Origin of the sequence: Thiohalobacter thiocyanaticus, from assembly GCF_002356355.1 — a bacterium.
GTDB classification, from domain to species: domain Bacteria; phylum Pseudomonadota; class Gammaproteobacteria; order Thiohalobacterales; family Thiohalobacteraceae; genus Thiohalobacter; species Thiohalobacter thiocyanaticus_A.
In genome coordinates, this window is record NZ_AP018052.1 from 683,682 (window position 1) to 706,717 (window position 23,036).

Annotated in this window: 23 protein-coding genes; 11 read left to right on the forward strand and 12 right to left on the reverse strand. The window is 64.5% G+C overall.

Annotated elements, in window-relative coordinates; translation table 11 throughout:
* The first annotated feature begins 106 nt into the window (after window positions 1-106).
* The 3 genes from CFK21_RS03175 to CFK21_RS03185 all read left to right on the forward strand — a co-directional run bounded on the left by CFK21_RS03175 (window position 107) and on the right by CFK21_RS03185 (window position 3,516).
* Window positions 107-502 (forward strand): DUF2237 family protein, encoded by a 396-nt coding sequence (locus CFK21_RS03175; protein WP_096364706.1) that lies wholly within the window; start codon window positions 107-109, stop codon window positions 500-502.
* A gap of 222 nt (window positions 503-724) precedes the next feature.
* Window positions 725-3,151, forward strand: a complete 2,427-nt coding sequence (locus tag CFK21_RS03180; RefSeq protein WP_096364708.1) for a bifunctional diguanylate cyclase/phosphodiesterase — start codon at window positions 725-727, stop codon at window positions 3,149-3,151.
* 50 nt (window positions 3,152-3,201) lie between these two features.
* The gene (locus CFK21_RS03185) at window positions 3,202-3,516 is read left to right on the forward strand and encodes an antibiotic biosynthesis monooxygenase family protein (RefSeq protein WP_172844237.1); all 315 of its coding nucleotides are present in this window, start codon (window positions 3,202-3,204) and stop codon (window positions 3,514-3,516) included.
* Window positions 3,517-3,538: 22 nt separating this feature from the next.
* Here the strand turns inward: CFK21_RS03185 and CFK21_RS03190 are convergent, their stop codons facing one another.
* Together CFK21_RS03190 and CFK21_RS03195 are read right to left on the reverse strand one after the other, a co-directional pair.
* Window positions 3,539-4,675: a hypothetical protein gene (locus CFK21_RS03190; protein ID WP_096364710.1), complete on the reverse strand. Its 1,137-nt coding sequence runs from the start codon at window positions 4,673-4,675 to the stop codon at window positions 3,539-3,541.
* 61 nt (window positions 4,676-4,736) lie between these two features.
* The gene (locus tag CFK21_RS03195; protein ID WP_172844238.1) at window positions 4,737-5,177 is read right to left on the reverse strand and encodes a DUF4124 domain-containing protein; all 441 of its coding nucleotides are present in this window, start codon (window positions 5,175-5,177) and stop codon (window positions 4,737-4,739) included.
* A 142-nt stretch (window positions 5,178-5,319) separates the two neighbouring features.
* On the opposite strand from CFK21_RS03195, the gene CFK21_RS03200 reads away from it, so the two are divergent.
* Both CFK21_RS03200 and CFK21_RS03205 read left to right on the forward strand, forming a co-directional pair.
* Window positions 5,320-5,895, forward strand: a complete 576-nt coding sequence (locus tag CFK21_RS03200) for a hypothetical protein (RefSeq protein WP_157745291.1) — start codon at window positions 5,320-5,322, stop codon at window positions 5,893-5,895.
* Between the two features lie 203 nt (window positions 5,896-6,098).
* Entirely contained in the window at window positions 6,099-7,037 is a 939-nt protein-coding gene (locus CFK21_RS03205; RefSeq protein ID WP_096364716.1) for a PEP-CTERM sorting domain-containing protein, read from the forward strand.
* 102 nt (window positions 7,038-7,139) lie between these two features.
* Here CFK21_RS03205 and CFK21_RS03210 read toward each other — a convergent pair whose 3' ends face one another.
* From CFK21_RS03210 to CFK21_RS03240, 7 genes are all read right to left on the reverse strand, one after another.
* Complete coding sequence (locus CFK21_RS03210; RefSeq protein ID WP_096364718.1) at window positions 7,140-7,817, reverse strand: arginine N-succinyltransferase; 678 nt, start codon at window positions 7,815-7,817, stop codon at window positions 7,140-7,142.
* A 192-nt stretch (window positions 7,818-8,009) separates the two neighbouring features.
* The gene (locus CFK21_RS03215; protein WP_096364720.1) at window positions 8,010-9,302 is read right to left on the reverse strand and encodes a putative PEP-binding protein; all 1,293 of its coding nucleotides are present in this window, start codon (window positions 9,300-9,302) and stop codon (window positions 8,010-8,012) included.
* A gap of 126 nt (window positions 9,303-9,428) precedes the next feature.
* A complete protein-coding gene (locus tag CFK21_RS03220; protein ID WP_096364722.1) occupies window positions 9,429-10,013 on the reverse strand; it encodes a superoxide dismutase in 585 nt (194 codons plus the stop codon).
* A gap of 73 nt (window positions 10,014-10,086) precedes the next feature.
* The gene (locus CFK21_RS03225; RefSeq protein ID WP_231971551.1) at window positions 10,087-10,752 is read right to left on the reverse strand and encodes a DUF2959 domain-containing protein; all 666 of its coding nucleotides are present in this window, start codon (window positions 10,750-10,752) and stop codon (window positions 10,087-10,089) included.
* 99 nt (window positions 10,753-10,851) lie between these two features.
* Complete coding sequence (locus tag CFK21_RS03230) at window positions 10,852-11,547, reverse strand: hypothetical protein (protein WP_096364724.1); 696 nt, start codon at window positions 11,545-11,547, stop codon at window positions 10,852-10,854.
* Window positions 11,544-12,725, reverse strand: coding sequence for an MFS transporter (locus tag CFK21_RS03235; protein WP_096364726.1), 1,182 nt, complete (start codon window positions 12,723-12,725; stop codon window positions 11,544-11,546). Before CFK21_RS03235 ends, CFK21_RS03230 begins: the two co-directional genes overlap by 4 nt.
* Before the next feature lie 141 nt (window positions 12,726-12,866).
* Complete coding sequence (locus CFK21_RS03240) at window positions 12,867-13,475, reverse strand: c-type cytochrome (RefSeq protein ID WP_197702986.1); 609 nt, start codon at window positions 13,473-13,475, stop codon at window positions 12,867-12,869.
* A 168-nt stretch (window positions 13,476-13,643) separates the two neighbouring features.
* Between CFK21_RS03240 and CFK21_RS03245 the strand changes: the two genes are divergently transcribed.
* Window positions 13,644-15,101, forward strand: a complete 1,458-nt coding sequence (locus CFK21_RS03245) for a helicase HerA-like domain-containing protein (RefSeq protein ID WP_096364728.1) — start codon at window positions 13,644-13,646, stop codon at window positions 15,099-15,101.
* Window positions 15,102-15,151: 50 nt separating this feature from the next.
* Here CFK21_RS03245 and CFK21_RS03250 read toward each other — a convergent pair whose 3' ends face one another.
* Window positions 15,152-15,793 (reverse strand): hypothetical protein, encoded by a 642-nt coding sequence (locus CFK21_RS03250; RefSeq protein WP_157745293.1) that lies wholly within the window; start codon window positions 15,791-15,793, stop codon window positions 15,152-15,154.
* A gap of 539 nt (window positions 15,794-16,332) precedes the next feature.
* Between CFK21_RS03250 and CFK21_RS03255 the strand changes: the two genes are divergently transcribed.
* The gene (locus CFK21_RS03255; protein WP_096364732.1) at window positions 16,333-17,343 is read left to right on the forward strand and encodes a WD40 repeat domain-containing protein; all 1,011 of its coding nucleotides are present in this window, start codon (window positions 16,333-16,335) and stop codon (window positions 17,341-17,343) included.
* 37 nt (window positions 17,344-17,380) lie between these two features.
* On the opposite strand, the gene CFK21_RS03260 is transcribed toward CFK21_RS03255, so the two are convergent.
* Window positions 17,381-17,575, reverse strand: a complete 195-nt coding sequence (locus tag CFK21_RS03260; protein WP_096364734.1) for a hypothetical protein — start codon at window positions 17,573-17,575, stop codon at window positions 17,381-17,383.
* A gap of 429 nt (window positions 17,576-18,004) precedes the next feature.
* Between CFK21_RS03260 and CFK21_RS03265 the strand changes: the two genes are divergently transcribed.
* Both CFK21_RS03265 and CFK21_RS03270 read left to right on the forward strand, forming a co-directional pair.
* The gene (locus CFK21_RS03265) at window positions 18,005-18,736 is read left to right on the forward strand and encodes a PEP-CTERM sorting domain-containing protein (protein WP_157745295.1); all 732 of its coding nucleotides are present in this window, start codon (window positions 18,005-18,007) and stop codon (window positions 18,734-18,736) included.
* A 221-nt stretch (window positions 18,737-18,957) separates the two neighbouring features.
* Window positions 18,958-19,206, forward strand: coding sequence for a hypothetical protein (locus tag CFK21_RS03270; RefSeq protein ID WP_096364738.1), 249 nt, complete (start codon window positions 18,958-18,960; stop codon window positions 19,204-19,206).
* A gap of 46 nt (window positions 19,207-19,252) precedes the next feature.
* Here the strand turns inward: CFK21_RS03270 and CFK21_RS15115 are convergent, their stop codons facing one another.
* Complete coding sequence (locus CFK21_RS15115; protein ID WP_157745297.1) at window positions 19,253-19,510, reverse strand: hypothetical protein; 258 nt, start codon at window positions 19,508-19,510, stop codon at window positions 19,253-19,255.
* Window positions 19,511-19,939: 429 nt separating this feature from the next.
* On the opposite strand from CFK21_RS15115, the gene CFK21_RS03280 reads away from it, so the two are divergent.
* Together CFK21_RS03280 and CFK21_RS03285 are read left to right on the forward strand one after the other, a co-directional pair.
* Window positions 19,940-20,809 carry a phosphate/phosphite/phosphonate ABC transporter substrate-binding protein gene (locus CFK21_RS03280; RefSeq protein ID WP_157745299.1) on the forward strand — a complete coding sequence of 290 codons (870 nt, stop codon included), beginning with the start codon at window positions 19,940-19,942 and terminating at the stop codon, window positions 20,807-20,809.
* A gap of 40 nt (window positions 20,810-20,849) precedes the next feature.
* Complete coding sequence (locus CFK21_RS03285; protein WP_172844239.1) at window positions 20,850-22,904, forward strand: putative bifunctional diguanylate cyclase/phosphodiesterase; 2,055 nt, start codon at window positions 20,850-20,852, stop codon at window positions 22,902-22,904.
* The last annotated feature ends 132 nt before the right edge of the window (window positions 22,905-23,036 follow it).

Below are 23,036 nucleotides of genomic sequence, written 5' to 3' on the forward strand. Positions count from 1 at the left end.
CGCCATGTTTCTGGCTGTGGACGATACGGGCTGGTGCGGTGGGTGGTGAGTTGCGACAATAGCCGCCCGGTGCATACGGCATGACACATGATCCGGGAGGGGCCTGATGGCGGGGAACCGTGAGACAGAGAAATTCGAGTCCGTCAATGTGATGGGCGAGCCGCTGGAGACCTGCAGCCAGGCGCCGATGACCGGCTTCTATCGTGACGGCGCCTGCGACACCTGTGAACAGGATATCGGCTCGCACACTGTCTGTGTGGAGGTGACGGGCGAATTCCTCGAATACTCGCGCTTCAAGGGCAACGATCTGTCCACGCCGGTTCCGGAGTTCGGTTTTCCGGGGTTGCAGCCGGGTGACCGCTGGTGCCTGTGCGCCGCACGCTGGCTGCAGGCATACAAGGACGGCATGGCGCCGCGGGTGTTTCTCATGCGTACTCACCGGCGGGCCCTGGAGACGGTGCCCTATGCCCTGCTGAAGGAATATGCGGCGGATCTGAACTGAGACCCCGGCTCAGATGCCGGTCCCTGCCCTGGAGCCCTTTCGTCCGGTCTGTTGTGCTGCGGCGAAAAAGGATGTATATATTTCCTGTATTGCCTTCATCCCGGATGGGGATGTGTCACCGGTGCGGGTGACAATAATAACAATAAACGATTACAGCGGATGTGAATCATCGTTCTGATCCTGCCTCGCCGAGCCGACTTTAATCTGCAAATGTTGTGATGCATGACCACGAGACTGTCCGCCTCGCCCGTCAGAGTACCCTTTTATTCCCAGCTGATGATCTACCCTGGGCTGGTGCTTGCCGTTTCACTGTTTCTTCCTGAGGACTTCTCGTACATACACCTTCCGCTGCATGCGGTGATTGAGGCCTACGGGGCGCTGGTCGCCCTGTTCGTGACCAGCCTGATACTGCTGTTCCATCGCGACCAGCGCATCGCCGAGATGCCGCTGGCGGTCCCGCTGGGTTTGACCACGATGGGGCTGCTTGACATGTTTCATGCCGCCGTGGAGCCGGGTGAGGCCTTTGTGTGGCTGCACAGTCTGGCGACCTTTGTCGGCGGCCTGATGTTCGCCACGGTATGCACCTCGTTCGGCCGCAGGCCCGCCTCGGAGAACCTGGTTTCCCTTGCTGTCAGTGCGTTGGCCGTCATCGCTGCGGCGGTGCTGTCGCTGGGGCAGGCGCAATGGATTCCCGCGATGCTGGCGGACGGGGAATTCACGCTGTGGGCACGCATACTCAACCTGGTGGGCGGCGGGTTGTTTCTGTTTGCCGCCTACCAGCTCAACCGGCTGTATGACCGTCAGGGCGAGAAGAATCACCGTCTGTTCGCCCTGCACTGTGCCCTGTTCGGGACGGCGGGACTGCTCTTCGAGTTGTCGACGATATGGGATGCCGCCTGGTGGTGGTGGCATGTCATGCGCCTGCTGGCCTACAGCGTTGCGCTCGTGATCATGGTGCAGCGTATTCTGGGGACGCTGTCCGAGCACGAGAAGCAGCAGCGCATGCTGGACGGGATCTTCAACAACACGTCCTCGCTGATGTATGTCAAGGATACACAGGGGCATCACCTGCACGTCAACCGGCGCTATCTGGATCTGTTCGGCTTCACGCCGCCGCAGGTGCTCGGGAAGAAGGATGAGGAGCTGTTTCCGCTGGAGGTGGCCGAGGTGTTCACATGCAATGACCGCGAGGTGCTGGAGAGCGGTCATCTGCTTCAATTCGAGGAGCGGGCGCCGCATGCTGACGGCCTGCATACCTATCTGTCGCTGAAGTTCCCGCTCAGAGACGGGCACGACCAGACCTATGCCATTGCGGGGATCTCCACCGATATCACCGAACACAAGCGGGCCGAGCAGCGCCTGATCGAGATGGCGCACTACGATGAGCTCACCGGGCTGCCGAACCGCAACTATTTCATGCAGCACCTGGCGCAGCATATCGAAATCGCGCGGCGCCACGGCAGCCTGCTGGCGGTGCTGTTCCTGGATCTCGACCGCTTCAAGAACGTCAACGATACGCTCGGTCATCCCTGCGGTGACAGTCTGCTCAAACAGGTCGCGCTGCGGCTGAGCGACCTGATGCGGCGGGAGGATCTCGTCGCCCGTCTCGGCGGCGATGAATTTGTCTGTCTGCTGCCGAGCGTTGAGCATCGGGAGCAGGTTGCGCAGGTGGCAAAGAAGATCATCGATGCGCTGTCCCGGTCGTTCGATGTGGATGGGCATGAACTCAGCGCCTGCTCCAGTATCGGTATAAGCCTGTATCCCGACGACGGCAGCGATGTCGATACATTGATAAAACACGCGGATTCGGCCATGTACCGGGCCAAGGATCAGGGGCGCAACCGCTACGAATACTACACGCACGAACTCACCCGTCAGGTGTCGGAGCGTTTCCGGCTGGAACGCGATCTGCGCCGTGCCATTGAACGCGACGAACTGTACCTTGTGTGGCAGCCCCAGTTCTGTCTGGCCACGGAGGCGTTGATCGGCGCGGAGTGCCTCATCCGCTGGCAGCATCCCGAGCACGGACTGGTATCGCCGGCCCAGTTCATTCCGCTGGCCGAGGAGAGCGATCTTATTCTCTCGATCGGGGACTGGGTATTGTGCTCGGCGATCAAGACCATGTCGCCCTGGCGGGCGCGTGCACCGAACCTGAAGGTGTCGATAAACCTTTCGCCCAGGCAATTGTCCGCTGCCGGTCTGTCGCAGCGTATCCGCTCGCTGACCGAGCAGTACGGTGTGAGTCCGGGGCTGATCCAGCTCGAACTCACGGAAAGCGGGCTCATGGAAAGCCAGGATGTGAATGCCTGGCTTCAGCAGGAAGCGGCCGCGCTGGGGCTGCTGCTGTCGATCGACGATTTCGGTACCGGCTACTCGTCCCTGTCGCGGCTCAAGGCGCTGCCCATCAATCAGCTCAAGATTGACCGTTCCTTTGTCATGGATATCCCTGAAGACAAGAACGACATGGCCATTACCCGTTCCATCATCGGGCTGGCGCGCGGACTCGAACTGGAAGTGGTGGCCGAGGGCGTGGAAACGGCATACCAGGCGCAGTTTCTGCGCGAGGCCGGCTGCGATATTGCCCAGGGCTACTACTACAGCCGGCCCATCAGTGCCGCCGAATTCGCGGCGCGCTACCTGGGCAGATGAAGCCGTATGCGTGAAGTGAATCATCAACTGTGAACTCAGGGATTGTGATTATGTTTATTGTCGCCAATCGAGTGCCGGTCGCGGCCGGCTGGGAAGAGACCTTCGAGGAGCGCTTTCGCAACCGCGCCGGTCAGATCGATAAGCAGCCCGGCTTCGTGCGCATGCAGATACTCCGGCCGCAGACGGAGGGTACCCCCTATGTGGTCCTGACCACCTGGAAGGACAGGGCCGCCTTCGAGGCCTGGGTGGGCAGCGAGGATTTCAAGCTGGCCCACCGCAATCCCATGCCGAAGGAGGCCTTCAACGGCGCGGGCGGGATGGAGATGCACGAGATCATCCTGGAGAGCGAGGCCGCTGCGGACTGATGGCGACCGGTCCGCAAGCCGGCTAGCGGCGTTTGATGCGGACGATGTAGGGCGTGGCGTCGTCGTTGTCGAAGTCGTGCTGATAATCGCCGCTGTCGCCCATGATCAGGATCTGTTCTGTGGCCGGGTGATACACCAGATGCCTGCCGTCGGCGGCGCCGATATCGATCGGCTGCCAGGCCTCATGCTCCAGCCAGTAGAGCCAGGCGGACTTGCTGCAGCCCCAGTCATAGACAAGCAGCGCCTCGAGATGCGCGAGATGGAGCGTGTAGATCCATTCCCGCGCCTGGGGATGGGGACAGGCCGGCGCATCCCAGGGCAGGGCGGCCACATCCCGGATGCGCTGCCGGTCGATATCGAAGGCGATCAGGCTGTTGTTGCGGAAATCGACGCTGTAGATGCTGCGCCCGGCAAGCGCGGCATAGACCGCATGCCGGCGACTGCGCATGCTGCCGCGCAGTTGCGCCCATTCATGGGTCTGCGGATCCCAGACCAGGACATTGCCGCCGCGCGGTCCCAGGAGATAGACCTTGTCGGTGCCGGCGTCATAGACGGCGAACTCCACGGTCCGCGGCGGCGGATCCTGATCCTTGCGCAGGTGCCACTTCCCCGTCTGCGGGTCGAAGCCCATGACCTGCTTGTCCAGGCCGTCGCAGTCGGTGCCGAAGTAGCGCTGCTGTCCGGGCAGCGCCCAGAAGTGTCCGCGCCGGGAATCCCAGACCCAGCCATGCTGATCGGGGTGGCCGAAGGTGAAGTTGTCGGGCGTGCAATAGGGCATGACCAGCCGCCACTCACCGGTGCGGATGTCATAGCTGAAGATCTCCTGGCGGGCGGAGTGGAGAAAATGCGGATACTCGCTGCCGGCTGGGCCCGCGTAGCCGAAGTCGCCGCCGTGCCAGTAGATCAGGCCATCCTGCGGATTCACCGTCAGCCGGCCGTGCTTCATGGCATTGCAGGGACCCTCGTGGCAGGTCGGGGGGCGGCGCGCCTCGACCTGGATGTCCAGCGGGATCTGTGCAAATCCGTTGTTGTAGCGCTCGGCGCTGACCGGGGGCGCGATGCCGAGGGCGCTCAGGGCGAGGCATGCCCCTGCCAGCAGGGGCCCGCTGCCGGCGTGCAGCCGGGACCGGTGCGCACGGATAGTCGCTGATGCCCGCATGCGATTCAGGATAGATGCGATCGGGAGAAATTACAGGGGCTGCCCCGGCTGCTGTCCGCCCTCAGTCGACGATCGCCCGGGTAGGGGAGGGCGTTTTGGGCCTGGGGACGGGCGCGCGGCGCACGGGCGGCTGATCGGGATGGGGGGGCGGACGCACGTGCGGGCCGGGGTGCGGCCGGAGGGGGTGCGGGAAGACGAGCCAGGGCGCTGAGTAACGGGGCGCGTCGTCGTCTTCGTCTTCGTGCGCCGTCGCCTGGCGTGTCTGCAGCGCCTCCACTGCCGCCTGCTCACGCTCCAGGCGCAGGCGCTCCCGTTCCAGGCGGGAAGCCTGCAGACGCTCGGCAACATCGAGGACCGCGCGATAATCGCCTGCGGCGGCTGGCTGTGGCGGCGGGGGCGGCGGGAGCTCAACTGTTTGATAATCCAACTGCGCGGGCGGCGGCGTATCGCTGTAGTGCATCCCGCCGTCGGCGTCCCGCCAGGTGTAGACGGACTCGGCCATGGCTCCAGCAGCGCCCCAGCTGCAGATGACAGCCATGACTTTCAATAGCTTGTGGCTTGTGCTGGGCATCGGTGCCTCGGCTGCGTCCCGCCTGCTGCAGCAGGCAGCTATGTGATTAGACCCTTTCGATTCCGGACGGTTCATGCATCCGTCGATGTTCTATAGTTCATTCCATATGGGGCTGAGTGAGCGGGTATTGCCCATGAAGCCGGCGGCAGTCATTGTGCTCTCCCTGGTCTTTGCCGGTTGTGCCGGAGATGCAACCCTGCAGCCCGGAAGCGGATCTTCGAAAGCCGTGCTGATTTCCTTCGCGGCGCCCATGCTGCGAACCCGGCAGTACCAAGGCATGCGCAGCGGTTTCGATTTCATTGCCTATCAACTGCGTGCGATCGCCCTGCACGGCGGCGAGCGGCGGCATGAACTCCATGTCCAGCTCACCTATTCGGGGCTGCGGCGGCACTACCGGCATGCCAGACTCGATGCTGTCGGGATCGAGGCGTTCGGGATGCAGGTCGAGGAGGCGGTCAGCTGCCCCGAGCACAGGATCGGGCCGCCCTGCGATACCCGCGTGCGGCTCACGCTTCCATTGAATGAGGCGTTGCTGCGCTCCCGCGCCGACGCCGGCCTGCAGATCGTGCTGGTCGCGGAGGATGGGCGGGAAACCGCACTCTTGCTCGACCCGGCCTATATCACCGCCTACCTCGCTGATGCCGGCTGAATGTGTCCATATATTTAACAGTCAGTGCTTTCCGCCGTCGGGGGCGGCTGCGCCATAGCTGAGCAACGCCATGATTAGATAAGGTTATTGTCCAGGATTGCCATTGGTGGCACTGAAGTTGCTATCTTCTTGTTGAAACGCGAAACCAGAAGCGCCCGACCCGGGCAGGCCTACTCAAATAAATACTCGCCAAGGAGTGCAGCATGAAAACCAGATTCCTAGCGCTTTCCCTCTGCGGTACCTGTCTGCTGGGGACGTCCCTGACGGCCCAGGCGGTGGCCTACGATGTCCTGTGGTGGGATTCGACGCCGACATACGCCGGACAGGCCCCGGACAGCAACCGCCAGGCGATGTCCGACTACCTGACCAGCTTCGGCGGCGGCGGCCAGTTCAACAGCAACTATGTCAGCAGCGAGACCCCCGGCACCCTGGCGGCCCATCTCGGCGCCAACAGCTATGATGTCATCGTCTTCGATGCCACCAGTGCGTCGGCCAAATTCAATGCCGCCGACATCACGGCCATTCAGAATCACTACAGCAGCAAATCGAACCTGCTGCTGGACGGCAGCCTGTATGTCCGCAGCATCAATTACAATGCCACGACCACCTTTCCGGGGCCCAACGGCGCCACCGGCGGGCTGACGGCGAATGAGGTCTATCAGCTGGGCCTGCGCGGCGGCGGCATCATGATCGGTACCGACCATTCGGGATTCCAGACCGATGCCAACCAGGTGCTCGGCGGCCTGGTGCCGGGCGCGGCCTTCTCGGGCATCACCTACCCCTCCACCGACGGCGTCTTCTACGGCCAGGACCTGCTCAACAGCCTGACGGCGATCGCTGCAGTGGATGTGTTCAACCATTGGGATTCCATCGATACCCAGGCCATTGCGGCGACAGGTGCCTTCACGGACTTCCTCGGCAACAGCATCACCCTGTACAGCCAGGTTGATGTCGCCGACGAGCCGGGCGGCGGTACCAAGTTCTCCTACATCTCCACCAGCTGGCAGCCGGGTTCGGGCACCACGGATGTCACCGACCCCAACCCCGGCGGTGGCGGCAACGGCACCGTGCCCGAGCCGGGCACCCTGCTGCTTCTCGGGGCGGGACTGCTGGCCATGCGCAGGGCCGCCCGCACGGCCTGAACTGCAGGGCCGGAACTGTCCGGCATGTGCAGCCAGCGAAGATCACCGCCCAGGCGGTGATCTTTTTTTTTTGAGGCGATCGGGTTCTGTTCCCGGCGGCCTTTACTGCTTGAGTTTCACCAGCAGGTGGCCTTCCTCGACATGGATGTCCTCCACGCCATCGGCGAAGCGCTTCCAGAACCCCTGGTCGCCGCCGTATTCCCCGACAAGATCGACATTCTTCAGGTTGCCCAGCCAGGCATTGGGGATCGGTACGCCCATCAGGCTGACTCCCTTGAGCACCACCACCGGGCGGCCTTCCCGGTAGGCGAATTCCATGCCGGCGTGCACGCGCAGCGTCTTGCCGCCCAGCACCGGGAAATCCGGTTCCAGTGGCACCAGCAGTTTGGCGCTGATCAGGTCATCGGACAGGTCGATGGCGAGTTTCTGCGCCAGGTCGGTATTCCTGGCCAGCATGGCGTTGAGTTCCCGCTCGCTGAAGGCAACCTCGCGGCGGGCGCCTGCCTCGCTGTAGGGTTCGGGCTCCAGCGGCGGGCCGCTGCCGGCATCGGGGCTCGCCTGGGTCTGAACGCCGATGGCGCGCAGCTTGCGGTCGAGTACCTGTGCCTCGTGGGGTTTGAGTTCCACCGGCCTGAACTCGCTGAGGAACAGGTAGTGGTTGAGCAGCCAGTAGGTCAGGCCGGCGGTCACGGCGATGGTGACGAGCACGATGAGGGTGACCTGGGGCCAGCGCAGACCGCCCTGCTTCGGGCTGTCGTCGGGGGAGCCGGTATTTTCCATGTTCGTGCCTCTGTTCTCGGCGGTGGCCAGGATGTCGTGTCTGTCGCCTGCACACCGCTGCCGGTGGTCGCGGGCATGGGCTGAGAGCGGCGCCGGGCTGATGCGCTGTGTGAGAGCTGCACAGGTCCCGACTACAGTAGACGAATTCAGGGCGCAGCACCATCGATCGCCTGTGCGTGACGTACCCCTGCGTCAGGCCAGATACGGCGGATGCCGCTGTGAGTCCAATTGCAGAATTTCCAGGCTCTGCTGCGTTGTCCGGGCTGTACAGATGTCCGCGGCAAGCGCCTCGCAGTCGCTCAGACTGATGCCGGCGATCGTGTCGGCCAGATGGGGGATGAAGGGCGCATCCACGGAAAAGTTGCGATAGCCCAGCCCCAGGAGCACGGGCAGCACGCCCTGGATCTGCGCCAGCACACCGCACAGCTGGATCCGCTCCAGCCGCTCGCCGGCGCTGGCGGCGATCTGCCTGAACAGACGGAACAGGACAGGTGCATAGGGATCCAGGTAGTGTCGCAGCACGGGCTCATCGCGGTCTGCGGAAAACACGGCCTGCATCAGGTCATTGCAGCCGATGGCGACGAAGTCGGCACTGTCGAGCAGGTGCGGGATATCCAGTACGGCCGCCAGTGTCTCGGCCATCGCGCCGATGCGGACGCTGTCAGGCAGGCGCCGGCGCGCCATTGTCTGCCAGCATTGCAATTCCTCGAGCCTGACAATGAAGGGCAGCAGCAGACGGATGCTGTGTGTGTCCGCCAGTTCGGCCAGCGCGGTGAGCTGATCCCGGATCACCTGCTGGATCGGGCGGGTATGATAGAGCCGTACGCCCTGCAGTCCCAGCGGCTCGCCCAGCCTTGGGGTCGGCGGCAGCCAGGCCGGCAGCTTGTCTGCGGCCAGGTCCAGCAGGCGCACCGTGACCGGCAGCGGCGCGGCTGCATCGAGCAGATCGCGAAAGCTGCGGCGGTAGAAGTCCGCGTCCGGGATGGTCCCGTCCTGCGGCGACAGGAACTCCGACCGGACCAGCCCGATCCCGCTGGCGCCAGCCGCGGCCGCCTGCCTGGCGGCAGCAGCCGACCGGACGCTGGCCAGCAGCCTGACCCTTGTGCCATCCACTGTGTTCAGCCGGGCTCCCGGCCGCCGCTGCCGCGGTGAAGGTGCATGCCGGGCGGGGATCCCGGCATTGATGCCGATCTCCCCGGTCATGCCATCGATCCCGACCGGCATTCCGGTCTGCAGCGCCTGCGCCTGACCTGCCTCGATCAGGACGGTGGGGATGCCCAGTCCCAGCAGGGTGATCATGGCGTGCGAGAACGGGGTGGGTTCAACAATCAGAAAGCCGGCCGGCAGGCCGGTGATATGCCGGATATCGCCGGGGGTGATCAGTGCAATGTGCTGCCCGGTGAGGCTGTCCGGCCTGGTGTGCAGCCGGCCTGCCGCCCTGCCGGGAAAATAGGGCATGCCATGGATGATCGGTTCGGACGGCATTGGTCAGCATCCGGGGCTGGTGCAACACCCTGAAGGTTAGCACCGATCCCTGACCGGGCCAGCGCGGCAATCACGCTCGGATGCGTCTGTGGCGGGGGATCGCCGCGCTGCGTGTATGCCGGAGGTTCAGCCCTGGAAGTTGCCGGCGACGAAATCCCAGTTCACGACATTCCAGAACGCCTCGATGTATTTCGGGCGGGCGTTGCGGTAATCGATGTAGTAGGCGTGCTCCCAGACATCCAGGGTCAGCAGCGGTGTCACCCCTTCCGTCAGCGGGCAGCCGGCGTTGCTGGTGTTCATGATGTCGACGGAGCCGTCGGACTTCTGCACCAGCCAGGTCCAGCCGGAACCGAAATTGGTGGCGCCGGAAGTGGAGAATTTCTCCTTGAAGTCAGCGAAGGAGCCGAACGCCGCCTTGATCGCATCGGCCAGCGCCCCGGCGGGCTCGCCGCCGCCGTTGGGGCTCATGCAGTTCCAGTAGAAGGTGTGATTCCACACCTGCGCGGCATTGTTGAACAGGCCGCCGGCCGGTGCGGATCTGATGATGTCCTCGAGGGCCTTGTCCGCGTACTCGGTGCCTTCGATCAGCTTGTTGAGATTGGCGACGTAGGTGGCGTGGTGCTTGCCGTGATGGTACTCCAGCGTTTCGGCGGAGATGTGCGGTTCCAGTGCGTTTCCGGGATAGGGCAGATCCGGCAGGGTGTGAGTCATGTGAATCTCCTGTTGGTGTGTATGCGGTGATCGTGTCGGTATAAAGCGATGGCAGGCGGACCGGATGGAAGGATCAGTCCGCGGACATCCGCTGGATGAATGCATCCGCCTCGGCAATGGAGGCGTTCATCTCGGCCACCAGCGCCGCGATGTCGGACTCGACCTCGGCCCGGTCCGCGCGCAGGGCGCTGATCGCCTGGGCGTTGAGATTGTGCTTGAGGAACAGGACGCGGTCGCGGAAGGCGTTCAGTACCGGCTCGATCCGGCGTTCGGCCCGGCGCATCCTGTCGATCAGCAGGTCATAGCGGCGGCGGGTGTCGGCCAGCTGCCGCTCGCTGGCGCGGCGCAGGTCCCGGCTGGTGTACTGTTCCAGTTCATGTTCCCATTCCGCGAACAGATCCCGGGCCACGCGCTCGACATCGCGGATCCGGTCGCTTACCTTTTCGGCCTGCGACTCGCTGGCGTCATACTCTGATTTCAGTCTGCGGTACCGGTCCTCGAGTTCGCCGCCCCGGAAATCGGTCACGGCGATGAACTGCTCGAGGGCGTTCTCGAACTGCTGCTTCGCCTCCTGCTGCGCCCCGCGGGCGTCCTCCACGCGGTCGACCAGGAGGTCGCGCTTCTCGAACCCGAGTTTCTCCATCGCGCCGTAGTAGGCCGTCTGGCAGCCGGCCAGTGTCAGGGCCGCCAGCATTGCCAGCGCGGCCGGGGCGGTGCCTGTCGGGGCGGATTTCATCATCTCGTTCGTCCCTGGACTGAAGCGGAAACAGCCGTGTTCAACGGAGTGCTGCACAGATCATATCAATCAGAACGTAAGCTGTACCAGCGGCGGCCGGTCTCAGGCGCTTTCCGTCTCGTCCTGCCGGTAGCGGGTCAACACCTGGCCGACCAGTTTGCGGCCGCGGGTAAAGAACAGTAGCAGCACCACTGCAGTATAGATCAGTGCCCAGAGCCACTGGCTGAACAGATCGGCCGGCTGCCACCAGGCCGCCAGCAGCGCCAGCGCGCCGAAGGCCAGCAGGAAGGACAGATGCGACAGCTGACCCTGGATTCTCGAGCCCGCCACCAGGTGCCAGATGAAGGTGGTGCCGTGCCAGGCCGCGGCCAGCAGTGCCAGCAGCACGAAATGCACGGTCTGGAAGCTGAAGGGCTGCAGGGTTTCGGCTTCCCCGAGATCGGAAATGTCGGTCACCAGCAGCACGCCATACATCCAGCCCTGCTCCCCCAGCATGGTCAGGTCGATCAGGAACAGGATGATGATGCGGCTGGGCGAGTGGCAGCTGGCCGCCCAGCCGGTATCCGTGCCGGCCTCCATGTCCGCCACATAGCCCAGCAGGGAATAGCAGGTGAAGCTGACGGTGGACAGCAGCAGCACCAGGCGCAGCCAGAAGGCCCCCGAGTACAGCAGGGAGTTGTCGGTGATGACCGCATTGACGTAGCCCAGCGATACGCTGATCAGGCCCAGCGATACCACCACCTGGGTCAGGTCGCTGATGATGGGTGCCAGCCGCGCTTCATAGAATCCTGTTTTCATGAGTCCTGCTCCCGTAATCCCCACAGACTGCACAGCAGCGCCAGTGCCGCACTGACGCTGCTCACCAGTGCGATGATGGTGTAGTCGTCCGCGCTCGCCATCCAGCCCACCAGCATCGGGCCTGCCGCCAGGCCGGCCCCCTGGCTGGCCGGCACCAGCGCCAGCTGTCCCGCGACCGGGCCGCGCCGTCCCAGCGCGGCGATCTGATAGGGCACGACCAGGTTCCAGCCGATCATGAGCAGCATGCCGCCGGCGAACAGCCACAGCAGGCCGTCCACCAGCCCCGCCAGCGTGCCGCCCGCCGCCAGCCCGATGGTGCCGAGCCAGAACGGCAGCCGGTAACCCAGCGTCTGCCCGCCCAATACGGCGATTCCGGTGCCCAGCATGCCGCTGGCCATGATGGCGCTCATCACCCAGCCACCGCTGCTGAAGTCCAGCCCCAGCTGGCCGCCGCGCTGCTGCAGAAAGGCCCAGGCGCCGCCCACGCCCATGTGAAACAGGCCCATGGCCGCCAGCAGCAGCACCGCACTCAGCCCCAGTCGGCCGTGAACGCCGGTGCCGGATGCTTCATCCCCGGCCTGATAGCCGCTATGCAGGACGAAGGGTAGTGCCAGCAGGGTCAGCAGGCCCAGCCCGACGAAACTGGTCATCACCCCGAGCAGGCCGATCTGGCTGGCCAGCTGTCCCTGGAGGGTCAGCAGCAGCGCTCCCAGCAGCATCTGGGCCGCCATGTAGAAGGCATAGACCCGGCTGGCCTGGGCCGCGCCCCCCAGCAGCGCCGTGGCCACGATGAGCAGCGCCCCCTCACCGAGCAGCGCCGTGAGAAAGCGTACGGGGAACAGCCAGCCGACCGGCACAAAGGGGGTGAGTGCATTGCCGGCGATGAAGGCCAGGATGCCGACCAGGGCCAGCTGGGCCGGTCGGGTATGGCGCAGCCACCAGATGGAACTGGCCGAGGCCAGGGTGACCCCCAGCACTTCCGCCATCGCGAACAGGCCCAGCTGGCGGTTGCTCAGGCCGAAGTCCCCGGCCGCGCTGCTGAGCACCATGGGCAGGGTCAACTCCACCGAGCGCCCGGTCAGTCCCAGGGCGATGGCGGCGAGCAGCAGGGGCGTCAGAAACCTCAGCCGGACTGAAATGGCGTGCCTCCGGTATCGGGCGTGCAGGAAGCGCGGCATTATAGCCGCTGGCCGCAGATGAGGCGATCCATCCGACAGCCGCGCATACCGCCTGGCAGCGAAGGCGCGAGACAATGAATGAGAGGGCGACAACAGGCACGGGTATCCGCGCCTGTTGTCGCTGTCCCCTTTGTGGAAGGTCTAGCGGCTTTCCTCCACCATGTACTGCACGGCTGCTTTCACTTCCTCGTCGCTGAGGCTGGTGAAGCCGCCCTTGGGTGGCATGTAGCCGCTTTCGCCCTGGTAGCCCTCGATGGCGTGGGTATAGAGGACGTCCATGCCCTGTTCGATCCGCGGCGCCCAGTTCGCGCTATCCCCGAGCTTGGGCGCACCGGCCACGCCGGCGCCGTGGCAGGCGAAACAGTTGGCCTTGTAGACGGACTCGCCGGCGGCGGGATCGCTGTCCTGGCCGGCCGCTGCGGCGGCGGTCTCGCTGGCCGTCTCGCCGGCTTCGGCGAGCTTATCCCCGGCGTCCTCGAGCGCCTCGGCACCGGTGTCCATGGCGGCCTGCCCCGTTTCCTGCGCGGATTCAATCATGTCGCTGCCCGTCTCGGCCGCGCTGTCGGCGGCTTCGTCCACGGCTCTGGCAGTCGATTCCGCCATCTCCTGCGCCGATTGCGCGCCTTCATCGGCCAGGGTGGCGGCCCTGTCCGTCAGGGTTTCGCCTGCTTCCTGCGCGCTCTCGTCCTGCTTGCCGCACGCCGTCAGGGTAATGGCGAGTATTGCCACAGCCAGGGGTTTCAGGTCCATGTCGTTGTCTCCTCTTGTTGTATGGGTTCGCTGAATATGGCACAGGATCCCGGCTTCCGCGAGGCGGGTGCCGCCGTCGGTGACGGCCCGGTGCGATGTCCTGACACCGGATGCGCATCGGTGTCGCAGTCGGTGCTAACATCCCATATGACAGCAGGGGAGGGTGGCATGGAGCAGGATCGTATCTTCATCGGCGGCGGCGAGCGCGACGTGCATCTGCTGCTGAAAATGGCCAACCGACACGGCCTCGTTGCCGGGGCCACGGGCACGGGCAAGACCGTGACCCTGCGCATCCTGGCCGAGGGTTTCTCGGCCTGCGGGGTGCCGGTGTTCCTGGCCGACGTCAAGGGCGATCTGGCGGGCATCAGCCAGCCGGGCGAGATCATTCCCCCCTTTGCCAGCCGGGCCGCCGCCATCGGCCTGCAGGACTATGCGCCGGCGGCCTTCCCGGTGCAGTTCTGGGACCTGTACGGCCGCCAGGGCCATCCGCTGCGCACCACCGTCTCCGAGATGGGGCCGCTGCTGCTGTCACGCCTGCTGGAGCTCAACGATACCCAGGAGGGCGTGCTCAACATCGCCTTCCGGGTCGCCGACGAACAGGGGCTGCTGCTGCTGGACCTGAAGGACCTGCGCGCCCTGCTGAACTTCGTCGGCGAGCAGGCGAAGGAACTCACCCTCGAGTACGGTCATGTCAGCCCCAACTCCGTGGGCGCGATCCAGCGTCGGCTGCTGGTGCTGGAGCAGCAGGGTGTCGAGCAGTTCTTCGGTGAGCCGGCGCTGGAGTTGGCGGATCTGATGACCCGCGACGACCGGGGGCGCGGCATGATCAACATCCTGGCCGCCGACCGGTTGATGGCCAATCCCCGCCTGTATTCCACCCTGCTGCTGTGGCTGCTGGCGGAACTGTTCGAGGAGCTGCCCGAGGTGGGGGATCCCGACCGGCCCCGGCTGGTGTTTTTCTTCGACGAGGCGCATCTGCTGTTCGACACCGCACCGAAGGCGCTGTTGGACAAGATCGAACAGGTGGTGCGCCTGATCCGCTCCAAGGGTGTGGGGATCTACTTCGTGACCCAGAGCCCGGGCGATATCCCCGACGATGTGCTGGGCCAGCTGGGCAACCGCATCCAGCACGCCCTGCGTGCCTTCACGCCGCGCGACCGCAAGCGGGTGACGACCGCGGCGGAGACCTTCCGCCCCAATCCGGCCTTCGATGCCGCGGCCGTCATCACCGAACTGGGCGTCGGCGAGGCGCTGGTCTCCACCCTCGATCGCAAGGGCATCCCGGAGCCGGTGGAACGCACCCTGATCCGCCCGCCGGCCTCGCGTCTCGGTACCCTGGATGAGGCCCTGCGTCGGGGTGTGGTCGCGTCAAGCTCCCTGCGCGGCAAGTATGATCAGATGGTGGATCGTGACTCCGCCTACGAGCATCTGCGCCGACAGGCGGCGCGCGCCGCGGCCGCGCAGGCGGAACAGCACGGCCAGGCCCCGGCGGCCGCGCGCGGGCGGCGCAGCAGTTCACGTCAGTCAGTGGGCGAGGCGCTGACCAAAAGCGTCGCCCGCAGCATGGGCAGTCAGCTTGGGCGCAGTCTGATGCGCGGCCTGCTCGGGGCCCTGTTCCGGCGCTGAGTCCAGGCCGGGGGATCGGTGATCGCCCACCGACCCCCCTCCGGGCCGGATCAGTTGCCGCGTGTGCGTCTGCGCCCGATGCCCGTCAGCAGCACGCATCCCGTGGCCAGCAGCCAGACGGCGGGCGGCAGCGGGACGGGACTGAAGGCGAGCGTGTCGAGGTTCGCCAGCAGTTCGTTCTGCCCCGAGGCGGCGTTGCGGATCACGAACAGCGGGTTCATCGTCTGCAGCACCGACACGTCCGGGATGCCCTCACCCGAGAATGAGGCGGTCGAGCCGCTCCAATCGATGCGCGATTCATAGTCGCCGTCGGTGCCGGCGAGCTGGAAGGTATCGAAGCCGGGCAGCACGGCGCCGTTATCGCCGGTCTGCGTCAGGAGGCTGGTGCCATCGAGCGTGCCGAAGCCATCGATCAGGACGGAGAAGCCGTACGGGGCCCCGGAGAAGCTGTACAACCCGATGGACGGATTGGCGCTGAGATCGGTGCCGGGAACGGAATCGTAGGTGAAGGTGCCCGTAACATTGCCGGTGACCGCGGTGAAGTCACCGCTGGCACTGGACACCGTTCCGGTGAAGTTCACGGTTACGGAAGCGGCGCCGGCTGCCGGGACCTGGCCAAGAAGGCCCAGGGCGAGCGCTGCAGCGGCGAAGACGGAAGAACGACGAACATGGGGGATGTGGTTCAGGTTCATGGCGATCTCCTTGAACTGATGGGCGCGCGGCGAGGTAGCGGCCGTGCCAGGCGTTATGTCGGGAGGGGGAGTGGCCCGTACCGTGTGCGGCAGGGGTCGGCTTGAAGTATAGGCAGGGGTGAGGGGGCTGCCATGTCGTGCCGGCATCGACTGCGGCAGCGGTGTGCAAGGCGTTTGTATACGGAGGGTTGTTGCTCTGGCCGGCGGCGGGCGTCGCGGCCTTGTCGGAGTGGCTCTCCCCGCGGGGGAGAGTGATGGAAACGGACGCTGTTGCGCGCCCCGGCTCAGGCCGTGATCATCCGCGCCAGCAGGATCAGGCCGACGAACAGCCCGAACAGGCCTCCGAAAATCATCCACATGGCGCGCATGCACTTGGCGTCTTCCGGATCTCTCATGGTATAACCTCGCTATTAATAAGTTTATTTATCAGCTTCCTGGTGGTATCGAAAATAGCTTACTGTTCCACTGAGGTATTTGGCATTAGAGATATCTGATCACTGCATAAGCGGATTCTTGCGTGCCCCGGGCGGTGTGCGGATATGCGTATAACTTCAAACTGGCGAGCCCTGCTGATACCGGTTCTGAGCCTGGCGCTGGCGGGGTGCATGGCGGGTGTGTTCTCTTCCAACGCGGGTATTCCCGCCACCGTGATTCACGCCGGCGTGCACAGCGGCGGCAGTGCCCTGGCCTTCAACCCGGACGAGACCCTGCTTGCCTCCGGCGGCTGGGCGGGGCGGCTGCACCTCTGGTCGCTGCCCCGCGGCACACGCCGGGCAAGCTGGCAGGCCCATGCCGGCAGCATCAACGGTCTGGCCTTTCTGCGGGACGGGGCCATGCTGGTCTCGGCCGGTTACGATGGCCGCATCCTGGTCTGGGATCTGCAGGCCGGAAGCCACAGGGCCTGGCATACCGAATCGCCAGTGACCAGCCTGGCCGTGGATGCCGCACGGGGTCTGCTGGCGAGCGGACACGACGATGGGCGGGTAACGTTGTGGCGAATCCGGGATGGCCGGAGTCTGGAGCGTGAAGGCCAGAGGCGGCTGCACAGCCGGCGGGTGCGCGGTCTGGCCTGGCATCCAGTGCGGCTCGAACTGGCCACGAGCGGCAGTGATGGTCGGGTGATGCTCTGGCGCCTGCCCGGGGATGTGGTTGAGTTGCCGCCACCCTCGACCTATTCCCGCTCCCTGGCCTATAGCCGCGATGGCCGCGCCCTGTTCGGCAGCGGCTGGTTCCGCCTGTTTCGCTGGGAGTTGGAGGGACGCACGCTGCGCGAGCTCCCCACCGCGCACAGAGGCATCATCAATTCCATCGGTTTCGGCGGCGAGGATCGCTATCTGGCCAGTATCAGCCGGCAGACGGACAGCGCGGTCTATTTCCTGGATCCGGAGACCGGTGCGGTCATCAAGCGCTTTCAGCGCCATGAATTGTGCGGGGGATTCGTGGCGGTTTCGCCTTATGGCCGTTACCTGGCCACTACGAGCGATGATGCCAGTGTGAGGATCTGGGATCTGCGGCAGGCGCCGCAGTCCGCCGGGGGCAGGGGGGACTGACGGGCCCGTATGTGACGGTCGACAGCGGCGGCACCCGCTAGCGCGGCGTCACGAAGATCTTCATGATCCGGGCCGCGAGTTCCCCGTCGGCGGTGATGGCGGCGGTCCATTTGGGCAGCGCCTGGGCGAACCAGATCAGGAACACGACCAGGATGATCTTCCTGCCCCTGGGCAGCCGCGCGAACCAGGTGCGCAAGGCCGGGCTGTATCTGTGCGGTTCCTGTTCCTGCATGCGGGCGAGCCGGAATGTGAGGAATAACCAGGCATCGATTGCTGGTCTTTGTATAGTAGGAAAACTCTGATTATTCCTCATCCCGTCATTCCCGCGAAAGCGGGAACCAGGGATTTCAGGGGTATGACGAATTAATCAGGGGGTTCCTCAGGGGGCTCCTGCCGGATCGTCATTGCGGGGAGAGAAGTCATACTGTGGCCTCCGACCGCAGATTCTGTACTACGAGGTTGTTGCCTTGCTCAGGCCTGCCCGGGAATCTCCGCCGGGTAGAAGTCAGGATATTTTACAGGCGCTTTCCATGTCGGCCCGTCCGGCTGCGCAATATCTTGTTTTTCTGACGAGTCGTTCGGCATGGCATAAAACCTGCTAACACATACTTGAGATGATTGGAAAGAGACTGAGGCCACGATCATGAATCCATGTGAATCGGTGAGACCCCGAACCGGCGCCACGGCTGCCGGCAGATGTCTGCTGTGTGCGGCCGTGCTGGCGGGCCTGGCGTCCTACAGTACCCTGTCGCAGGCGGCGTTCATCCTCGAAATCGACACCGACGGTCTGGATGACGGGGCGGTGAACTACAACTCCGGGTTCAGCTACGGGGGCGATACGACGACCGCGTCATCGAGTGTCTCTTCGGCGGCCTACGGCGCCAGTGGTGGCGACAGCATCTTCGGCGGTGACGGCGTGTTCGATCCGGACACCTATCTTTACAGCTACACCCCCGGCACCACGCCTGACAACCTCGTGATCCCGGCCGGAACCGATCTGGGCGGAGGATATCTTGCCAGCGGCCTGGTCGGCGGCGGTGCCGGGACCTACCGCGTCTATGCCACCTGGCCATTCACCACCAATGTCAGCGGCGGCGATACCCGTTACACCATCTCCACCAGCGGTGCACCTGACCTGGTGGTCGAACTGGATCAGAACAACCTGGGCGATGAATGGATATTCCTGGGGGATATCAGCTACACCGATCTGCTGGCCCCGATCACCGTAACCCAGCAGAGTCAGTCGAACACCTTCGTTTCCATGCGTGCGTACGGCCTGCTGTTCGAGCAGATCACGCCGCGGTCGACGATCCCCGAGCCCACAACATTCGCCCTGTTCGGGTTGGGGCTGCTCGCGCTCGCCTTCCGGCAGCGGGGGCGGCTCAGGGGGTAGCGGCTTCGGGCCTGGATGAAGCTCCGCCACGTTCCCGGCGGCGCGGGATTGTCGTGGGCTTGTCATGCGGCGGCCAGTGCTTCCGGGTGCATGAGAAGCTCAGGTGATCGTGTCCATCACCAGAATTCGCTTTCCCGTCTCGACGTTCCGGATTAAATACTCCTCACCCTGTTCTGCAGGGGCGTTCGTTCCCAACCACCGAGCCAATGAGGGGAAATACCATGTTGCGTCACACCATCACTGCCATTGGGCTGGCAGCATCGTGCGGCAGCGCTGCCGCCAGCGTCGAGTATCCGGCCTGGCCCGCGGATGCCAAGGATGACAAGGACAGCCGGGTGGTCGCCTTCTACCAGGCCCGCTGTACCGACTGGGCCAACGACAACGGCCATCAGGGCGAGGCCCGGCAGCAGTATATGGCCTTCTGCATGCAGCAGATGCCGGTACTGCGGCCGGTCGGGCTCGAGGACTGAGCAGCAGATCCGGGCGCCAGGGACGGCGCTGTCTGAGCCGGTGAGACTATGGGTTGGCTTCCGGCGCCCCGGCCGCCGGTTCCGGGCGATCGGCCTTCTCCCTGACCCATTCCGAGGCGGCGGTCGCCCCGTCGCGGGTCGCGTCCCAGGCCTGGCGGGATTTCTCGCGGGTCCAGTCAGCGGTTGCGCCGGCGACTTCCCTGGTTTTTTCCCAGCCCTGCCCGGCCTTCTCGCGGGTGACTTCGACGGCGTGACCGATACCGTCGCGCGTCGCATCCCAGCCGCGGCTGACCGACTTGCTCACGGACGTCACGACCCCGTTGCGGTTATCCGATTCGGCGGACGGGGACGGCTGGGCCGCAGCAGCCACGCTGAGGCCGAGGAGCAGGGTGACGAGCAGAGGGCGAATCCTTCGGGGCATGATATTCTCCTGATCGGCGTTGCCAGCGCGAAGCTTAGGCCAGTGCGCCCGATGCCGCTGCGATACAGGTCCCATTTCCGGCATTCCGGCGCGGCAGGGGCGATGTGTATTGATCATGGGATATGAGTCCCGGTTCTCTCATAACAATTATATATGACTTCTTGTATGGGCGTGCCTGCCGCATCGGCTCGTATTGAGATGATTCCGGGATGCAATTGCTATCCGTCCTGTTTGTAAGCTACCTTCAGGGTGAGGGCGTACTTAATCGGGGCAGGAATGAGACTGAGAATACACCACGCATCAGTGTTTGCAATGTGCATGCTGCTTGGTGCCTGTGACCGACCCGGCCAACCCGGCTACGAGCCCGACTACGGATCCGAGCCTGAAGCCGTACGCCCGGAGTACCTCTTCGGCGTTCATCCTCAACGCAATCCCGCCAAGCTGCACGCAGTCTTCGGCCCGTTGGTGGAATATCTCAATGCCCGGATTCCCGAGGTGCGTTTCGTCTTCGAGGCCTCCCGCCATTACGACAGCTTCGATGAAAAGATCGCCGCCCGCCATTTCGCCTTTCTGTTGCCCAACCCCTACGAAACCCTGCTGGCGATCGATCAGGGCTACCGGGTGTTCGCCAAGATGGGCCGGGACACGGACCTGCGCGGCCTGATCCTGGTGCGGCGCGACAGCGACATCCGCGAGGTCGCCGATCTCCGGGGCAGGACGGTCAGCTTCCCCGCTCCGACCGCGCTGGCGGCCACCATGCTGCCTCAATATTTTCTCTATAACCGCGGGCTGGACCCGCACCGTGACATAGAGGTGCGCTATGTCGGCTCGATGGAGTCCTCGCTGCTGAATATCCAGCGCGGCAATGTGGCCGCCGGCACCGTCTATCCGCCGGCCTGGCGGATGTTTCTCAAGGAGCGCCCGGACCTGGCCGACGATCTGATGATATTGTGGGAGACGGAATTCCTGCCGGACAATTCGGTCATGGCACGGGACGATGTGCCGCCGGAGCTGGTGGCACGGGTGGCGCAGGCACTGCTCGCAATGCAGGAAGAGCCCGCCGGGCGGGAGGTCCTGGCGAGCATGGATACCCCTCGTTTCGAGGCCGCGGACAACGCAACATACGATCCTGTGAGAGACTTCATGCAACGCTATCGCGAGGCCTTCGGGTCACAGGAATAACAACACAAGGGACTTTATGCCGAGCAGATTAGCAAACCGGATGCGGCGCTTCTGGAGCCGCTCGATCCGCCGGCAGCTGATGCTCGGGATCGCCCTGGTGCATGCGGTGCTGATGAGCATTTTCGTGCTGGATCTGGTCGAGCGGCAGCGCCAGTTCCTGGCGGAGCAGAGCATTGCCCAGGCCAGCGGCCTGGCCAAGACACTGGCCGCCAACAGCGCCTCCTGGGTGTTGTCCAGCGACCTGGAGGGCCTCAATGAGGTACTGCAGTCCCAGGCCAGTTATCCGGGCCTGCGCTACGCCATGGTGGTCAGGCCGCACGGCCGGGTCGTGGCGCACACCGACCGCAGCAAGGCGGGGCTGTATCTGCAGGATCGATTGAGCCGGTCGCTGTTCGACGACCGGCCCGAACCGCGGCTGCTGCTGGCCAACCGTGAACTGGTGGACACCGCGTATCCCATCGTTGCCAACGGCGAACTGGTGGGCTGGGCCCGGGTCGGCATCAGCCAGAGTGCCATTACGGCCGGACTGTGGGGGATCACCCGCGACGGTATCCTGTATACGCTGGTGGCGATTCTGGTCGGCTCGGTGTTCGCGTTTCTGATGGCGCGCGGCCTGACCCAGGGCCTGCAGCGGCTGGTCGTGGTGGCCGACGGTATCCGCGAGGGTCGCCGCGATATGCGCGCCGAGAGCGCCCGCCAGGACGAGATCGGCCAGCTGGCGAAGAACCTCAATCAGATGCTGGATGCGCTGGCTCAGCGGGAGCGGGATCTGAGCGCGGCCCAGGCCGATGTACAGCATCTCGCCACCCGCGACACCCTGACCCAGCTGCCCAATCGCCTGCTGCTGATGGATCGGCTGGGACAGGCGATCCTGACCGCGCAGCGCGAGCACCATACGCTGGCATTGCTGGTGATCGATCTGGACCGGTTCAAGACCATCAATGACTCGCTTGGACACCACATCGGTGATCAGCTGATCCAGCAGGTCGCCGGGCGACTGTCGAACTGCATCGGTGCGGGCGATACCCTGGCGCGGCTGGGCGGTGACGAGTTCGTCGTTGTGCGCAGCGAAATCGCGCAGCCGGGCGAGGCCGGACACCTGGCCCAGCGGATCAACGAGGAACTGCGCCAGCCCTACTGGATCGAAGGCCACGAACTGAACAGTTCCTGCAGTATCGGCATCAGCATCTATCCCGACGACGGCAACGATGCCCAGACCCTGCTGCGCAACGCCGACACCGCCATGTATCACGCCAAGGAAGGCGGCCGCGGTGATTTCGAGTTCTTCTCCAGCGACATGAACCGGCGTGCGGTGCAGCGCCTGAAGCTGGAAAACGAGTTGCGCAATGCCCTGCTGCGCGATGAATTCCGGCTGCTCTACCAGCCGCAGGTGGACATGCGCAGCGGCCAGGTGGTGGGTGCGGAATCCCTCATCCGCTGGCATCACCCGGAAATGGGCATCGTCGCGCCGACGGACTTCATACCCGTCGCCGAGGACACCGGGCTGATCCGGGACATCGGCGCCTGGGTGCTGCGCGAGGCCTGCCGGCAGCAGTTGCGCTGGTGCGCCGCCGGACTGCCGCCGCTGCGCATTGCGGTGAACCTGTCCGTGCGCCAGGTCGAGCCGGGGCTGGTCGATCTGGTGTCCCGGGTGCTGTCCGATACCGGGCTGGATGCGCGTTACCTCGACCTGGAGATCACCGAAAGCCTGTTGATGCACAATCTCAACGCAAATATCGCCGTTCTGCGCCAGGTCAGTGCCTGCGGCGCGCAGATCTCCATGGACGATTTCGGTACCGGCTATTCCTCGCTGAGCTCGCTCAAGCTGTTCCCGGTGCAGACGCTGAAGATCGACCGCAGCTTCGTACGTGATCTGGTGGATGATCAGGATGATGCCAATATTGTGCGCAGTATCGTCGCCATGGCCCACAGCCTGGGTCTGCGCATCATTGCCGAGGGGGTGGAGAACGAAGACCAGCTGGGCTACCTGCGCGAACTCGGCTGTGACGAATACCAGGGCTACCTGTTCAGTCGTCCGGTGACGGCGGCGGAGTTCCAGACGCTGTTCGCTGGCAGGGCGGAAGGTTCGGCATGAAGGCAGGGGGCGGGTACGGGCGACTGATACGCTGACGGACAGATTTTACATTTCAGAACAAAAATACTGTTGCCCGGCGCCGGGATTACGTGTAATGGAAGCAACATCAGCTGTTTTCTGGCGATTCATGCC

Coding starts and splice junctions, on each gene's coding strand:
- CFK21_RS03255 (WP_096364732.1), top strand. CDS start 16,333: ATGCGTATAACTTCAAACTGGCGAGCCCTGCTGATACCGGTTCTGAGC.
- CFK21_RS03225 (WP_231971551.1), bottom strand. CDS start 10,752: ATGATGAAATCCGCCCCGACAGGCACCGCCCCGGCCGCGCTGGCAATG.
- CFK21_RS03185 (WP_172844237.1), top strand. CDS start 3,202: ATGTTTATTGTCGCCAATCGAGTGCCGGTCGCGGCCGGCTGGGAAGAG.
- CFK21_RS03175 (WP_096364706.1), top strand. CDS start 107: ATGGCGGGGAACCGTGAGACAGAGAAATTCGAGTCCGTCAATGTGATG.
- CFK21_RS03245 (WP_096364728.1), top strand. CDS start 13,644: ATGGAGCAGGATCGTATCTTCATCGGCGGCGGCGAGCGCGACGTGCAT.
- CFK21_RS03215 (WP_096364720.1), bottom strand. CDS start 9,302: ATGCCGTCCGAACCGATCATCCATGGCATGCCCTATTTTCCCGGCAGG.
- CFK21_RS03220 (WP_096364722.1), bottom strand. CDS start 10,013: ATGACTCACACCCTGCCGGATCTGCCCTATCCCGGAAACGCACTGGAA.
- CFK21_RS03190 (WP_096364710.1), bottom strand. CDS start 4,675: ATGCGGGCATCAGCGACTATCCGTGCGCACCGGTCCCGGCTGCACGCC.
- CFK21_RS03230 (WP_096364724.1), bottom strand. CDS start 11,547: ATGAAAACAGGATTCTATGAAGCGCGGCTGGCACCCATCATCAGCGAC.
- CFK21_RS03270 (WP_096364738.1), top strand. CDS start 18,958: ATGTTGCGTCACACCATCACTGCCATTGGGCTGGCAGCATCGTGCGGC.
- CFK21_RS03180 (WP_096364708.1), top strand. CDS start 725: ATGACCACGAGACTGTCCGCCTCGCCCGTCAGAGTACCCTTTTATTCC.
- CFK21_RS03260 (WP_096364734.1), bottom strand. CDS start 17,575: ATGCAGGAACAGGAACCGCACAGATACAGCCCGGCCTTGCGCACCTGG.
- CFK21_RS03200 (WP_157745291.1), top strand. CDS start 5,320: ATGCATCCGTCGATGTTCTATAGTTCATTCCATATGGGGCTGAGTGAG.
- CFK21_RS03210 (WP_096364718.1), bottom strand. CDS start 7,817: ATGGAAAATACCGGCTCCCCCGACGACAGCCCGAAGCAGGGCGGTCTG.
- CFK21_RS03205 (WP_096364716.1), top strand. CDS start 6,099: ATGAAAACCAGATTCCTAGCGCTTTCCCTCTGCGGTACCTGTCTGCTG.
- CFK21_RS03285 (WP_172844239.1), top strand. CDS start 20,850: ATGCGGCGCTTCTGGAGCCGCTCGATCCGCCGGCAGCTGATGCTCGGG.
- CFK21_RS03235 (WP_096364726.1), bottom strand. CDS start 12,725: ATGCCGCGCTTCCTGCACGCCCGATACCGGAGGCACGCCATTTCAGTC.
- CFK21_RS03250 (WP_157745293.1), bottom strand. CDS start 15,793: ATGAACCTGAACCACATCCCCCATGTTCGTCGTTCTTCCGTCTTCGCC.
- CFK21_RS03195 (WP_172844238.1), bottom strand. CDS start 5,177: ATGGCCGAGTCCGTCTACACCTGGCGGGACGCCGACGGCGGGATGCAC.
- CFK21_RS03280 (WP_157745299.1), top strand. CDS start 19,940: ATGTGCATGCTGCTTGGTGCCTGTGACCGACCCGGCCAACCCGGCTAC.
- CFK21_RS03240 (WP_197702986.1), bottom strand. CDS start 13,475: ATGGACCTGAAACCCCTGGCTGTGGCAATACTCGCCATTACCCTGACG.